The organism is Microvirga massiliensis, from assembly GCF_001006805.1.
Taxonomy (GTDB): Bacteria; Pseudomonadota; Alphaproteobacteria; order Rhizobiales; family Beijerinckiaceae; genus Microvirga; species Microvirga massiliensis.
Window position 1 is genome coordinate 118,448 of sequence record NZ_LN811352.1, and the last position, 15,141, is coordinate 133,588.

The 15,141-nt window shown below is 61.5% G+C and carries 11 protein-coding genes; 9 read left to right on the forward strand and 2 right to left on the reverse strand.

The window, feature by feature from the left end; all coding sequences use genetic code 11:
* Position 1: 1 nt before the first annotated feature.
* The 9 genes from nuoN to dnaE all read left to right on the forward strand — a co-directional run bounded on the left by nuoN (position 2) and on the right by dnaE (position 12,156).
* Positions 2-1,447 carry an NADH-quinone oxidoreductase subunit NuoN gene (gene nuoN / locus BN1233_RS09515; RefSeq protein ID WP_046863352.1) on the forward strand — a complete coding sequence of 482 codons (1,446 nt, stop codon included), beginning with the start codon at positions 2-4 and terminating at the stop codon, positions 1,445-1,447.
* Positions 1,444-2,265: a biotin--[acetyl-CoA-carboxylase] ligase gene (locus tag BN1233_RS09520; RefSeq protein ID WP_048707623.1), complete on the forward strand. Its 822-nt coding sequence runs from the start codon at positions 1,444-1,446 to the stop codon at positions 2,263-2,265. The genes nuoN and BN1233_RS09520 overlap by 4 nt, the downstream gene beginning before the upstream one ends.
* On the forward strand, positions 2,265-3,938 hold the full coding sequence (locus tag BN1233_RS09525) for a ribonuclease J (RefSeq protein WP_046863354.1): 1,674 nt from the start codon (positions 2,265-2,267) through the stop codon (positions 3,936-3,938). Before BN1233_RS09520 ends, BN1233_RS09525 begins: the two co-directional genes overlap by 1 nt.
* A 16-nt stretch (positions 3,939-3,954) precedes the next feature.
* Positions 3,955-4,359 carry a methylmalonyl-CoA epimerase gene (gene mce, locus BN1233_RS09530; RefSeq protein ID WP_046863355.1) on the forward strand — a complete coding sequence of 135 codons (405 nt, stop codon included), beginning with the start codon at positions 3,955-3,957 and terminating at the stop codon, positions 4,357-4,359.
* A 2-nt stretch (positions 4,360-4,361) separates the two neighbouring features.
* Positions 4,362-4,700 (forward strand): DUF1467 family protein, encoded by a 339-nt coding sequence (locus tag BN1233_RS09535; protein WP_046863356.1) that lies wholly within the window; start codon positions 4,362-4,364, stop codon positions 4,698-4,700.
* Between the two features lie 348 nt (positions 4,701-5,048).
* Positions 5,049-6,377, forward strand: a complete 1,329-nt coding sequence (proS, locus tag BN1233_RS09540; RefSeq protein WP_046863357.1) for a proline--tRNA ligase — start codon at positions 5,049-5,051, stop codon at positions 6,375-6,377.
* 4 nt (positions 6,378-6,381) lie between these two features.
* Entirely contained in the window at positions 6,382-7,650 is a 1,269-nt protein-coding gene (locus tag BN1233_RS09545) for a lipoprotein-releasing ABC transporter permease subunit (protein ID WP_046863358.1), read from the forward strand.
* A gap of 4 nt (positions 7,651-7,654) precedes the next feature.
* Positions 7,655-8,362, forward strand: coding sequence for an ABC transporter ATP-binding protein (locus BN1233_RS09550; protein WP_046863359.1), 708 nt, complete (start codon positions 7,655-7,657; stop codon positions 8,360-8,362).
* A gap of 317 nt (positions 8,363-8,679) precedes the next feature.
* Positions 8,680-12,156, forward strand: coding sequence for a DNA polymerase III subunit alpha (gene dnaE, locus BN1233_RS09555; RefSeq protein ID WP_046863360.1), 3,477 nt, complete (start codon positions 8,680-8,682; stop codon positions 12,154-12,156).
* A 16-nt stretch (positions 12,157-12,172) separates the two neighbouring features.
* On the opposite strand, the gene BN1233_RS09560 is transcribed toward dnaE, so the two are convergent.
* Complete coding sequence (locus tag BN1233_RS09560; RefSeq protein WP_048707627.1) at positions 12,173-13,480, reverse strand: glycosyltransferase family 4 protein; 1,308 nt, start codon at positions 13,478-13,480, stop codon at positions 12,173-12,175.
* Positions 13,477-15,141: glycosyltransferase family 2 protein (locus tag BN1233_RS09565; RefSeq protein WP_210168211.1), on the reverse strand; the 1,665-nt coding region annotated here is incomplete at its 5' end. The genes BN1233_RS09565 and BN1233_RS09560, both read right to left, overlap by 4 nt.

Sequence of the window (15,141 nt, forward strand, 5' to 3'; positions counted from 1 at the left end):
AATGATTGCCACCCACACCGTTCCGGCGCTTGGGCTCGCTCTTCCGGAAATCATTCTCGCCATCGGCGCTCTGGCCTTGGTTCTCCTCGGAGCGATCCGCGGTGAGCGCTCGACGCCTATCGTGAGCATCGGCGCACTCGTGGTCCTTGCCATAGCGTTCCTGGCTGTCCTGATGCAGCCCGCCGAGCGCCTGGAAGGCCTGAGCGGCAGCTTCGTCTCGGATGCGTTTTCCCGATTCATGAAAGCGCTCACCCTAATCGCATCAATGGCAGGTATCGTCCTCTCGACTGATTACTTTCGCCGCGAGGGCATCGACCGCTTCGAGTTCCCGGTCCTGATCGTTCTCTCCACCATCGGCATGCTGATGGTGATTTCCTCGAACGATCTCATCGCACTCTATCTCGGCCTGGAGTTGCTCAGCCTCCCGTCGTACGTCATTGCAGCCTTCCACCGCGACGACGTGCGTTCTACCGAGGCCGGCCTCAAGTATTTTGTTCTCGGAGCCTTATCTTCGGGGATGCTCCTCTATGGAGCCTCTTTGGTCTATGGCTTCACCGGAACCATATCGTTCCCCGAGATTGCAGCCTTGCTGACCAAGGAAGCGGGCACAGGGCTGATCTTCGGTCTCGTGTTCATTGCGGCGGGTATCGCATTCAAGATCTCTGCGGTGCCGTTCCACATGTGGACGCCGGACGTCTACGAAGGATCGCCAACTCCGGTCACGGCCTTCTTTTCGGCTGCTCCCAAGGTGGCCGCGATGGCCATGGCTGTGAGGGTATTCGTCGGCGCCTTCCCTGGCATTCTCGATCAGTGGCAGCAGATCCTCGTCTTCATCTCGATCGCTTCCATGGTGCTCGGATCATTCGCTGCGATCGGACAGCGCAACATCAAGCGGCTGATGGCCTACTCCTCCATTGGCAATGTCGGGTATGCGCTGATCGGATTGGCTGCGGGAACTGCGCAGGGAATTCAGGGGGTTGCCATTTATATGGCGGTCTATCTCGCGATGACTCTCGGGTCCTTCGCGTGCATCCTCGCCATGCGCCGCGGCAACAGGATGCTGGAGAACATCGATGACCTCTCCGGCGTGGCAAGGACGCATCCTGTCCTGGCCTTCTGCTTCGCGACCATGATGTTCTCCCTCGCGGGAATTCCGCCCCTGGCTGGCTTCTTCGCGAAATTCTACGTCTTCGCGGCGGCTATCGAGGTTGGGCTCGTGACCCTCGCGGTGATCGGCGTCGTGACCAGCGTGATCGGCGCCTTCTACTACCTGCGCATCGTGAAGCTGATCTACTTCGATGATCCGAGAGAGACGTTTTCACCGATGTCGGTCGGCGAGAAGGTCGTCCTCGGCGCGTCGAGCGCTGTCGTACTCCTGTTCTGGCTCGTGCCTGCTCCGCTCGTCGGCGCCGCAGCCACCGCGGCTCGGTCTCTGTTCGGATCGTGATCCTACCGTCGGAGATCGCAAGAGCGGGCTACCGGCTCTGGGCTCTCGAACGGACGGGTTCCACGAACCAGGATGCGATGGACGCCGCGCGTGCCGGTGATCCCGGCAGGCTTTGGGTGACCGCGCGTGAGCAGAAGACTGGACGCGGGCGACACGGGAGGACTTGGTCGTCACCGCCGGGAAATCTCTACGCCAGCCTCCTCCTTGTAGCTCCCTGCAGCCTTGCTGCCGCTCCGCAACTTGGGTTTGTGGCGGGCCTCGCTCTCCACGACGCCGTTTCGAGCGTGACCGGGATTACCTGGCCCCATCTCGCCTTGAAGTGGCCGAACGATCTCCTCCTCCAAGAGGCAAAGGTGTCCGGCCTGCTGCTGGAGGCTCAGATTCTCGCTCCCGAGCGAGTCGCAATCGTGATCGGGTTCGGCGTCAACGTCGCGGATGCTCCGAACGATACACCTTACCGCACGACCGCACTCAACCGGGTCGATCACTCCGCGACGGCGGAAGCCGTATTCTGCTGCCTTGCGCGCTCCTTTGAGCAACAGTTCACGGCTTGGCAGACTGCTCACAGGTCCGGCAGCGACGCATTCGGGCCAGTCAGGGAGGCTTGGCTGGCTCGCGCGGCCGCGCTCGGGCAGGAGATCGGTGTCCGAGTCGGCCCCCGAAACCTCACGGGCACGTTTCTCGGGCTCGACGCGATTGGTCGCCTGCTGATCGAGACCCGCGAGGGACTTGAAACCATTGATGCCGGGGACCTTTTCTGGCCCTCCCTGAGGAATATCTCCGGCGACATCCAGTCACCCGACGAGGTCACCATCTGATGCCCGCCCAGGACAGCGAACTCGTCTTCGTTCCGCTCGGAGGCCTTGGCGAGATCGGGATGAATGCCGCGCTCTACGGAGTCGGCCCCGCACGAGCCCGCCAGTGGATCCTGGTCGATTGCGGGATGGGCTTCGGGGGTGAAGAGCATCTGCCTGGGATCGACCTCGTCTATCCCGACCTCAGCTTCGTCGAGGAGATCAAGCAGGACCTGCTCGGCATCTTCATTACGCACGCCCACGAGGATCATATCGGAGCCTTGGTCGAGATGTGGCCTCGCTTCAGGGTGCCCGTATATGCGACCCGCTTTGCAATCGGCCTCCTCGAGACGCGGCGCCTTTCCGAGCCGGGTGCTCCGAAGGTCGATCTTCGGGAGATTGTCCCGAGGCAGCCGATCGAAGCGGGCTCATTTCAGGTCACTTATGTTCCTGTGGCTCATTCCATTCCGGAATCGAACGCGCTCGCGATCCGCACTCCCCATGGTCTCGTGGTTCATACGGGCGACTGGAAGATCGACGACACACCATATCTCGGCAGTCTCACATCGAAGGCGGAGTTCAGGACGCTGGGAGACGAAGGGGTCCTCGCGCTCGTATGCGACTCCACCAACGTCGTCCGGGATGGCGTGAGCCCAAGCGAGGCTGATGTAGCGGCACAAATCGCGACCCTCATCCGCGAGAGTCCGCACCGAGTCGCAATCACGACCTTCGCGTCCAATGTCGGCCGAATGCGGTCCGTCGCGGAGGCGGCGCTGGCATGCGGCCGTGAAGTGGTCCTCATCGGGCGTGCCATGGAGCGCGTCGTGGACGTTGCTCGCGAATGCGGTTATCTCGACGGCATACCCGAGTTCCGCCGGCCCGAGATGTTCGGATACCTGCCGCGGGACAAGGTGGTGGCACTCCTGACCGGATCACAAGGCGAGCCTCGTGCCGCCCTTGCCCGGATTGCTGCAGATGAGCACCCTGATATCGCCCTGTCGGCCGGTGATCGCGTGATTTTCTCCTCGCGTGCGATCCCGGGCAATGAAAAGGATATCGGGGGCATCATCAATGCGCTGATCTCACGAGGCATCGAGGTCATCACCGATCGCACTCACCTCGTGCATGTCTCCGGGCATCCTCGGCGCGACGAACTCGCCCGCATGTACGAGTGGACTCGGCCTAGGATTGCAGTACCTGCGCATGGCGAGGCGCTTCACCTCGAGGAGCATGCTGCCTTCGCACGCCGGCTTGGCGCCGAGGAAGTCGTGCATGCTCGCAACGGCACCGTCGTGCGTCTTGCTCCAGGCGCGGCGGAGATCGTCGAGCACGTACGGGTTGGCCGGGTCTACAAGGATGGCGATATCGTTACGCCGGCTGGAGACCGCGCACTCCCGGAGCGACGCAAGCTCGCCTTCGCGGGCGTCGTGAGCGTAGCAATCGCCGTCGACGGGCGAGGGGAGATCGCAGGGGATCCCGTAATCGACCTCATGGGTCTTCCCGAGAAGACGCGGAAGGGTGAAGTGATGGCGGACCTGATCGCCGACACCGTTGGGGATGTCCTAGACACGCTTCCGAAGAACAAGAGGCGCGATCCCGAGGCCGTCGAGCTGGCGGTCGAGCGGGCGATCCGCTCGGTGGCCAACGGCGTGTGGGGCAAGAAGCCCACATGCCATGTTCTGGTTGTGGAAGTCTGAGGTCCGGAGGAACCAGATGATCGGTCGGCTTAACCACGTCGCAATTGCCGTGCGGGACCTGAAGGCAGCGACCGCCGTCTACCGGGACACCCTCGGCGCCGAGGTCTCGGAGCCGGACGCTATTCCGGAGCATGGCGTCACGGTCGTGTTTGTTTCGCTGCCGAACACGAAGATCGAGCTGCTCGAGCCCTTAGGCGCGGACTCACCGATAGCGAAGTTCCTCGACCGGAATCCCGACGGGGGAATCCACCATGTCTGCTACGAGGTCGACGACATCCATGCCGCCCGAGAAAGGCTGATCGCGACCGGGGCGAAGGTGCTGGGCTCCGGTGAGCCGCGGATCGGCGCCCATGGCAAGCCCGTGATCTTCCTGCATCCGAAGGATTTCTGCGGTACTCTCGTGGAGCTCGAACAGGCGTGATAATGGCAGTCCGGGTCGTGAAGCGGGTGGCGGCCTCCACCGCCGCGACGATTCTGATCGTGGTAGCGCTTTCGGCCGCCGCGGTTGCCCTAACCGTGCGCCTGTTCGGGTTGACCGTAGCCGGCGCGATCGCGCTCTACTTCGTTATCTGGTGGACATTTATCTTTGCGGTGCTGCCGTTTGGCGTTCGCAGTCAAGCCGAGCACGGGGAGATCCCAGCCGGAACGGAACCGGGTGCGCCCGTGGCACCGGCCTTGAGAGAGAAGGCGCTCTGGACGACTCTCGTAGCCGCGTGCGTCCTGGTCGCTGCAGCGGCGCTTCTTCCGATCGCGGGCCTCTAAAAGAAAAAGCAAGGCTCGCGCCTTGCTGAATCGGTGCGTCTTCGACGCTATTGTCCCTGGCTGTATCGCCGCTGCCTCATGGCAGCCTAGGGGACATATTCCTCCCGAAACCCGGACCGCTGCCTCTCTTGTGTTGGGGGAGGCGCCCCAGTAGAGGGCTTATATCCACCCGACGTTACGGTGTCACCACATTTTGTGCAGGTCCTGCCACAAAAATTTGCGCTTGCCGCCAGTTTCGCCTGTAGAAGGCCACGTCGGCGTCGTCCGCCTTGTCTTTTCGACGACGCCCGTGTTGTGTGCGGTCGCCCTTCGTGACCGGCATCCGTGTCCCGGAATTTGAGAACATCCATGCGCCTGAGCCGATATTTCCTCCCCACCCTGCGCGAGACGCCGAAGGAGGCGGAGATTGTTTCCCACCGCCTCATGCTCCGCGCCGGCCTCATTCGCCAGGAAGCGGCAGGCATCTACGCGTGGCTTCCGCTGGGCCTCCGCGTGCTGGAAAAGGTCAACCGGATCATCCGCGAGGAGCAGAATCGCTCTGGAGCGATCGAACTCCTGATGCCGACCATCCAGTCAGCCGACCTCTGGCGCGAATCCGGCCGTTATGACGCCTATGGCAAGGAGATGTTGCGCATCCGCGATCGGCAGGATCGAGAGATGCTCTACGGGCCGACCAACGAGGAGATGATCACCGAGATCTTCCGGGCGTACGTGCGTTCCTACAAGGATCTTCCGCTGAACCTCTATCATATTCAGTGGAAGTTCCGGGACGAGATCCGCCCCCGGTTCGGTACGATGCGGTCGCGCGAGTTTCTCATGAAGGACGCCTACTCCTTCGACCTCGACCGGGAGAGCGCCCGCCAATCCTACAACAAGATGTTCGTGGCCTATCTTCGTACCTTCTCCCGGATGGGCCTGAAAGCCATCCCGATGAGGGCCGATACGGGTCCGATCGGAGGCGACCTGTCCCACGAGTTCATCATTCTCGCCTCGACCGGTGAGAGCGAGGTCTTCGGCCACGCTGACTACCTGGATTTCCCAGTCCCGAGCGAGGACACCAACTTTGACGATCACCGAGCGCTTCAGAACATAGTCGATCGCTGGACGTCTCTCTACGCCGCGACATCTGAGATGCACGATCCGGCTGCCTTCGAAACTGTTCCAGCAGATCGGCGCATGTCGGCACGCGGGATAGAGGTCGGCCACATCTTCTACTTTGGCACTAAGTATTCGGACCCGATGGGCGCCACCGTGACCGGGCCGGACGGCCAGGAGCGGCCAGTCCATATGGGATCCTACGGCATCGGTCCGACCCGCTTGGTCGCGGCGATTATCGAGGCCAGTCACGACGACCAAGGAATCATTTGGCCCGCCGCAGTGGCGCCGTTCGACGTGGCGATCCTCAATCTCAAGTCGGGGGATGCTGCCACCGATGCAGCCAGTGCGGAGCTCGAGAGAGCATTCGCAGCGCGGGGACTCGACGTACTCTACGACGACCGCGAAGAACGCCCCGGAGCGAAGTTCGCGACGGCCGACCTGATCGGCGTGCCGTGGCAAGTTCTTGTCGGGCCACGGTCACTGGCCGAAGGGAAGGTCGAGCTGAAACATCGCGCTACCGGACAGCGTGAACTCGTCAGTCTCTCGGAAGCACCCGGCAGGATCGTCTCGGGAGGTTGATCCTATGGTGGAGGCAAGGCCTCCACGGCCTTTTGCGCCGTTCGAGTGGATGATTGCCGGGCGGTATCTCAGAACCCGCCGCCGCGAGGGATTCGTCTCGGTTATCGCCGGCTTCTCCTTTCTCGGGATCATGCTCGGCGTCGCGACGCTCATCGTCGTTCTGTCCGTGATGAACGGCTTTCGGAAGGAGCTGCTGGAGAAGATCGTTGGAATCAACGGGCACATCTTCATTGCTCCGATCGACCGTCCGCTCACCGATTATGCCGAGGTCGCGAGCCGCGTATCAGCGGTCCCGGGTGTTCGTCGTGCGATCCCCATGGTGGAGGGCCAGGCATTTGCCTCCTCCCAATCCGGCGGAAGCGGGGTGCTGGCCCGCGGCGTTCGTGGCGAGGACATGCTCCGAATTCCGGCGATTGCCGGCAACCTGCGGCAAGGGACCCTGGAGAATTTTGACAGCAGCGGTGGTGTCGCGATCGGGCGTCGTCTCGCCGAAGCTCTCGCCCTGCAAGCCGGCGACACGATCACCCTGGTGACGCCGCGTGGAGCCTCCACCCCCTTCGGGACGGCCCCGCGCATCAAGGGCTACCCGGTCGTCGCGGTATTCGAGATCGGCATGTCCGAATTCGATGCGACGTTTGCCTATCTGCCCCTGTCGGAAGCACAGAGCTACTTCAACCGGGAAGGGGACGTAAACGTCATCGAGGTGTTCCTCGAGAATGCCGACCGGGTCGACGAGGCCCGGCTCGCGATCGAGGAGGCCGCTCGACGACCCGTCCTGCTGACCGACTGGCGACAGCGCAATCGCACCTTCTTTGCGGCTCTCGAGGTCGAACGGAACGTCATGTTCCTCATTCTCACGCTCATCGTGCTCGTTGCAGCGCTCAACATCATCTCCGGCCTCATCATGCTCGTGAAGGACAAGTCGAGCGATATCGCAATCCTGCGAACGATGGGGGCCACCAGCGGCGCTATCATGCGCGTCTTTCTCATCACCGGAGCATCGATCGGAGTCGTTGGGACGCTTGCGGGATTCGGCCTCGGCCTGGCGCTCGCGCTCAATGTCGATTCCATCCGCACTTTTCTGTCCAGCCTGACGAGCACGGATCTGTTCCCCGCAGAGCTGTATTTCCTGAGCCGCTTGCCCGCTGAAGTGAACGCGACCGAGGTTTTGATCGTGCTCGGGATGGCGATCGTCCTGTCTCTTCTCGCCACCCTCTATCCGTCCTGGCGGGCTGCGCGCCTCGACCCCGTCGAAGCGCTCCGCTACGGATGATCCGATGACCTCGGGACGACAGACGCCGGCGCTCTACCTCTCACGGGTCGAGCGTCGATACCCGCAGGGAGAGGGATTTCTCGAAGTCCTCCGGGGAGCGAACCTCGCGATCTGGCCAGGGGAAATCGTTGCCCTCGTTGCTCCGTCCGGCACCGGGAAGTCGACGCTCCTTCACTTGGCAGGGCTTCTCGAACGTCCGAACGGGGGTGAGGTCTACGTCAACGGACAGCCAACCGCTGACCTGAGTGATGCCGAGCGCACGCGCTTGAGACGCGAGGACCTCGGATTCGTCTATCAGTTTCATCACCTCCTGCCCGAGTTCTCGGCTGTCGAGAATGTCGTGATGCCCCAGCTGATCCGCGGCCTTCCACGGGAGGAGGCGACGCGCCGCGCAGAACAGCTCCTCACCTTTCTGGGGTTGGGCCGACGGCTCGACCACAGGCCAGGTGAGCTCTCGGGCGGTGAGCAACAGCGCGTCGCGATCGCGCGCGCCGTCGCCAATGCACCCCGGCTGCTCCTCGCCGACGAGCCGACGGGGAACCTGGATCCCCACACGGCCGGCCACGTCTTCGACATGCTCGTCGCCATCGTCCGAGCCTCGAGGCTGGCGGCGCTGATCGCCACTCATAACCTCGAACTCGCCGGACGAATGGATCGCCAGGTGACGATCCGGGATGGACAGGTCATGACCCTGTCACCGACGCATTCATGACTCGTTAACTGAAGCGACGAGTTGTTCTTGATCGGAACAAACAAAGAACAATACTGAACGCATCAGGAACATGGAGAGACACAATGATGCGTTCGCTTCTCGAAATGCTCGCCGAGATCGGCTCGATTGCGGCGTTCGGCAGCATGATTGCGGTCTGGGCGGCAATCCTTTCCCTTCCGGCCTGAGATGCCGCTCGGCAGATGGCCGGCGTGACGTCCGAGACGAGGCTGCTTGTGCCCGTCATCCACAGCGCATCGAGCGTGGCCTCTCGCCCTTGATGCCGGCTATGCGAAACTAGGGCCCGGAGTCGTACGATTATGTCCCGGGTTCTGAGCGAGGTGGGCTTCGTCCACCTGCATGTGCATTCTTCCTATTCACTGCTCGAAGGCGCGCTGACGATTGCGGCCCTCGGCAAGATCGCGAGCGCGGACCGGCAACCGGCGCTCGCGCTCACGGATACCAACAACCTCTTCGGAGCCCTGGAGTTCTCCGAGAAGTTCTCCGGGCTCGGAATTCAGCCGATCGCGGGTCTGCAACTGACCGTCGAGTTCGAGGTGCCTGATCCGACCGCGCGCAATGCCGTATCGGGTGTCGGAAACATCGTTCTCCTCGCTCAGTCCGAGGAGGGCTACCGGAACCTCATGCGGCTAGCGAGCCGCGCCTATTTCGATGTTGGCCTGGGTGAGAGCCCACAGGTTTCGGTGTCTCGCCTCCACGCTCACGCGGAGGGTCTCATCGCGCTCACCGGCGGCTTCTCGGGCCCGCTCGACATCGCCTTGCGCACTGGCGGGAGGTCGGATCTCGCAGCGCAACGGCTCGAACTCCTGAAGGACAGCTTCGGTCCCAATCTCTATGTCGAGTTGCAACGGCATGGTCGGGACGACGAGAGGGCGATCGAGGCACATCTCGTCGACCTTGCCGATGCGAATGGATTGCCTCTCGTCGCAACGAACGAGGCGTTCTTCGCCAAGCCGAGCGACTATGAGGCCCACGACGCGCTTCTGGCGATCGCCGAAGGGAGAATCGTCTCCGACGATTCGCGGCGTCGCCTGACACCACAGCACGATCTGAAGACGCGGGCGGAGATGATGCGGCTCTTCGCCGACATCCCCGAAGCCCTTCAGTCGAGTGTCGAGATCGCACTGCGCTGCGCTTACCGCGTGCCGACGCGAAAGCCGATCCTGCCGAGGTTCGGCACCACGTTGGACCAGGGCGAGGTGGACGAGGGAGAGGAACTCAGGCGCCAAGCCGAGGAGGGGCTTGCACGGCGCCTCGCCGCTCATGGCCCGGCGCCTGGTTTGACCGAGCAGGACTACCACCAGCGTCTCGATTACGAAGTCGGCATCATCCGCCGCATGAAGTTCCCCGGGTACTTCCTGATCGTTTCCGACTTCATCAAGTGGGCCAAGGACCATCACATTCCCGTCGGCCCGGGGCGTGGCTCCGGCGCCGGATCGCTCGTGGCATACGCTCTCACCATCACGGACCTCGATCCGCTGCGATTCAGCCTCCTGTTCGAGCGCTTTCTCAACCCGGAGCGCGTCTCGATGCCGGACTTCGACATCGACTTCTGCGTCGAGGGCCGTGAACGTGTAATCGAATACGTGCAGAACCGATATGGCCACGAGCAGGTTGCGCAGATCATCACCTTCGGAACGCTCCTGGCGCGCGGGGTCATGCGCGACGTCGGCCGCGTCCTGGAGATGCCCTACGGGCAAGTCGACAAGCTCACGAAGCTGGTTCCGCAGAACCCTGCAAACCCCGTAACGCTGCGACAGGCGATCGATGGCGAGCCGAAGCTGCAGGCAGCTATCGAGGAGGAACCGGTCGTCGCGCGGATGCTCGACATCGCGCAGAAGCTCGAGGGCCTACATCGGCATGCATCCACCCATGCCGCAGGCGTCGTGATCGGCGATCGTCCGCTCGAAGAGCTCGTTCCGCTCTATCGCGATCCGAAAACCGGGATGCGGGTCACCCAGTTCAACATGAAGTGGGTCGAGCAGGCGGGCTTGGTAAAATTCGACTTCCTCGGCTTGAAGACGCTGACGGTCTTGCGGACGGCGGTCGATCTCATCGCTCTGCGCGGCATTCACGTCGATCTGTCGGCGCTTCCGCTCGACGATCAGCGGTCCTACGAACCGTTGCGGCGGGGCGAAACGGTCGGCGTGTTCCAGGTTGAAAGCGCGGGCATGCGTAAAGCCCTCGTCGAGATGGAGGCGGACCGCTTCGAGGATCTGATCGCCCTCGTCGCGCTCTATCGGCCAGGCCCGATGGCCAATATTCCGGTCTATTGCGCCCGCAAGCTCGGACGGGATCCGGATCCGTCGGAAACCTGGTACCCCCACCCGAAGCTCGAGGCGATTCTGAAGGAGACCTTCGGCATCATCGTCTACCAGGAACAGGTGATGGAGGTCGCGAAGGTCCTCGCCGGCTACTCGCTTGGCGACGCCGACCTTCTGCGCCGCGCCATGGGCAAGAAGATCAAGGCCGAGATGGATGCGCAGCGCGAGCGCTTCGTCAACGGCTGCACGAAGAACGGAATTGAGAAGGCGAAGGCGAACGAGATCTTCGATCTGCTCGCGAAATTCGCGGATTACGGCTTCAACAAGAGCCACGCGGCAGCCTATGCCCTCGTGGCCTATCAGACGGCCTATCTCAAGGCGAACTACCCGGTCGAGTTCCTCGCCGCGTCGATGACGCTTGATTGCGACAACACCGACAAGCTCGCAGAGTTCAGGCGGGAGGCGCAGCGCCTCGGCATCCCTGTCGAGCCGCCATCGATTAACCGATCCGGCGTCGTTTTCGACGTCCAGTACGACAGCGAGAGCAAAGGCGCCATTCGCTACGCGCTCTCCGCGATCAAAGGCGTCGGCCGGGCCGCCATGGAAGACCTCGTGAGGATCCGCGGGAACAAGCCGTTCCGTGATCTTGCCGATTTCGCGCGCCGCCTCGATCCCAAGAGTGTCAACAAGCGCATTCTCGAAAACCTGATCGCCGCAGGCGCGCTAGACGAACTCGAACCGGATCGGGCTCGGGCAACGGCGGCGATCGAGGCCATCGTCAACCTTGCCCAGCAATCCGCCCAGGCCGAGACCATCGGGATGCAGGACATGTTCGGTGGCGTGACCGCCGCCGGTGTCTCCCTACGCATCCCGCCCTACGAGCCATGGCCGGCTGCCGTGCGCCTCCAAAAGGAATACGATGCAGTCGGGTTCTTCCTGTCCGGCCACCCCCTCGACGAGTACGGCGATCTCCTGGCGAGGCTCCGTGTCCAGAGCTGGGCGGATTTCTGCCGCTCCGTGAAGGCCGGCAATTCCGTCGGGAAGGTTGCTGCGACCGTGCTCGACCGGACGGAACGCCGAACCAAGACCGGCAACAAGATGGGCATTGTGATGCTCTCCGATCAGACCGGCCATTTCGAAGCGATCGTCTTCTCGGAAGGGCTCCAGCGCTACCGGGATATCCTGGAGCCCGGGCGGGCGGTCGTTCTGGTCCTGCAGGCCGGAGTCGAAGGCGAAGAGGTGAGGGCGCGAATCCAGCTCGTGGAGCCGCTCGACGAAGCCGTTGCCAAGCACCAGAAGGGGATGCGGATATTCCTCCGGGACGAGCGGCCGCTGCCCAGCGTCCAGGAACGTCTCAAGACCAAGGGAGAGGGCGAGATTTCCGTCGTTCTCATCCTCGACAACGGCGACAGAGAGGTGGAGGTGAAGCTCCCCGGCCGGTATCTCGCATCGCCGCAAATTGCCGGCGCTCTGCGAGCGGTTCCCGGCATCGTGGATGTCCAGATGAACTGAGTCGCCAGCCCCGCGTTCAGGCCACTTCGCTCCTCAGCACCCGGCGGTAAAGTTCGATATGCTTCATGACTGCCGTGGCATGCCGCCGCTTGAGCGCCTCTGCATCGTCGTTGGCAATCCACTCCGGAAGGGAAACGATGGTCTCTATCTTGCGGGCGAGATCGAGACTGTTGCCGGGTTCGAAATGAAGCCCGTCGCGCCCGTGCACGATCTTCTCTGCCATTCCGCCGATTCGAGAGCAGAGGACCGGTTTTCCGAGCAGACGAGCCTCCTGGATCACCAGAGGGGAGTTCTTCCACCAGATTGAAGGGACGACAATCCAGTCATAGGAAACCATGAGATCGAGCACGTAGCGATTGTCGTAAGGCCCGAAAGACGTGACGACATCGCTTTGCTTCCGGAGGAGCTCGGTCATGTGACCTTGGAATTCCGCGTTCTGCTTGTCGAGGTTCGCACCGTGGACACCAACCTCGATCCGATCCCGAATACGAGGCGGCAGCGCGCTCACCGCCTCGAGCAGAGTGCTCAATCCCTTGAATGGGTTGATCTGACCGAAATATCCGAAGCGAATCTTTCCAGGACCACGGGCTTTGGCTGCGAATGCCTCCTCGGCGAAACCTGTTCCTTGTTTCTGCTCGCGCAGGGCCGCCTTCGCACTGGCCTTTCTGAGGATCTCCGGAGCGAGCGGATTCTCAATCGTCGTGATCGCGTCGGGATCCAGACCCCAGGAGAGGTAGCGATCGCGCAGGAATTGGCTCGGCGCGATGAAATAGTCGCAATACGACAGGAATCCCTTGAAGATCCTATCCCTAAGAAAGAACATTCCCGGCGATGTGTCGGGAAAACAGAAGCGACATTCCATTGGTGAGGCCGCCTCGCAAAGGCGGCCATCCGTCTTGATCATCTGTCCGTCATTCTGACAGATCGCCATGTATTCATGGAGCGTGAAGACGACTCTCAAGCCCAGAGAGTAGAGAATTTCGAGGAGGTCGAGGCTCCAAAACGCGAAGTGGTGGACATGGACGACATCCGGCCTCACCCACCCGACGAGATCCTCGACGGTCCGGCGCAAGCTGTCGTAGTCGCACGACATAAGACTTGGCCAATCCGCCATCGGAACCGAAACAAGAGGCTCGTCCGGTCTTCCCCGGAACAGGCCCATGGAGGCGCTGTGACCGACTTGGTCGGGCAATGCGCGCGAGGCAAAAACGACCCGATTGATGCCCGGCGTTGTCCTCAGATGCTCGAACAGGGAATAGGCTGCGCGCTCTGCGCCGCCAGCGGACAAATCGGGATGTCCGTGTGACATGATCAGAATGTTCACTGGGCACCCTCCCGCCAAGGGGCCTCTAGCCTGCCGGACTCTATGAAACTCCGCCACCTCCGATTGAAGGTGATACAGTTCACGTAGACGAGCGCTGACCGGGATATGTCGGAACCCATCCGCCCGATCGACTGCCGTTCGAGATGAAAGATCTCGTTCGACGAAACGAGACCAATCTCATGTCCTGCCGCCCGCGCCCGCAGGCACAGATCGGCATCCTCGAAGTCACCTCTCACGTAGGCCTGATCGAAGCCCCCCAGCTCCTGGTAAAGGTCATTTCGTATCAACATTAGCGCCCCGGTGACCGCTGGCCTCGGAGCAATGATGTCGGCTGGCCGTGTCTCGGCTGGTGTCCCTTTTGCGGGGTGGTCGACGACATAGAGGCCGTGCATCAGATTCTCGGCACGAAAGATCATGCCGTCGTGCTGAATGCTCCCGTCTTCATATAGAAGTCGAAAGCCCATGATGCTGAAGCGGCCAGCCTGAATGGCGTCTACGGCTTGATTGATCGGAATTGAAGAATCGATCCAGATGTCGGAGTTCATGAAAAGTATATATTCGCCGCGAGCTACAGACGCTCCAACATTGCTTGCACCTGCAAAGCCCAGACTGAAGCGGTTCAGGACGAGCATCGTTCGGCCTGAAAAGAAGGAACACCGCCGCCTCATCGCTTCCAAGATCAGTTGATGGATAGCTGGATCGTCGGAGACAAAGATCCATTCGTAATGGGAAGGAAAATGCTTTTGCAGCAGCATAAGCGAATAGATGAAGCGATACTCCCGGAAGAGCGGAATGACGACCGAGACTCTCGGTTCGGAGCCGTTGTCGTGCAAGATCCAGGACTCGTATTCGGGACGATGTATCTTCTCGACAAAAAGAGGCAGAAGATACTTGCGCACGATCTCAGGCCCTGGACGGTTTGCCGGACCAGCAGAATGCATGATCATTTCCAGTATCTGAGCCTGTGACTCCGAAGGCGCTGCATTCAAAGTCCCATGACAATGAGCGTTGCCGCCAGTTATTGAAAACACGAGAAAGGAAGAAGTATTCGGTAGGATCGGAGCAAAATTCACGAGGAACCCGTGGTCGTCCGAATCCGGCGGTTTTCCGGAGCTCTTCAGATGAGCGGTTACATCGGGCCTAATCTTGTGGAGAACGTCCTGCGGACTTGCAAGATAAAGGCCATCCGCACTGATGTAATATAGGCGGCGAGATCGCGCCTCCTCGATCCATCCTTCCACGAAGAAGCCAAAGTCCAGCCGATTGACGAGTTCGACGGATCGAGGAAGCTCAAACTCCTGCTCGCCTTCTTGAACGAGAGCGACCGCAATAGCCGGTACGATGGAGTCGACGACTTGGTGGCGGGCTGCACTCTCGAGAAACGCAACGAATTCGGCTGGACTCGCTCGGTGCTCGCCCAGAACACTTATGGAAATTTTGGCGCGGACTATGATCTTTCGGTCAGCTTCGATCAGCACGAGCAATGGCGCTGCGTAGAGATTCAGGCCGATCAAGTCGAGTAGGCATAGACTGACGATGAACCTGTGCAGACGGTCCTGGTCAGGCAACCCGGCAAGCGGGCACTGATCTGCAGGATCTGGGAAGCAGATGCCCCGCTCCGCACGAAGGCTTCGTCGAACACCACGGTTATCCCACAAGGG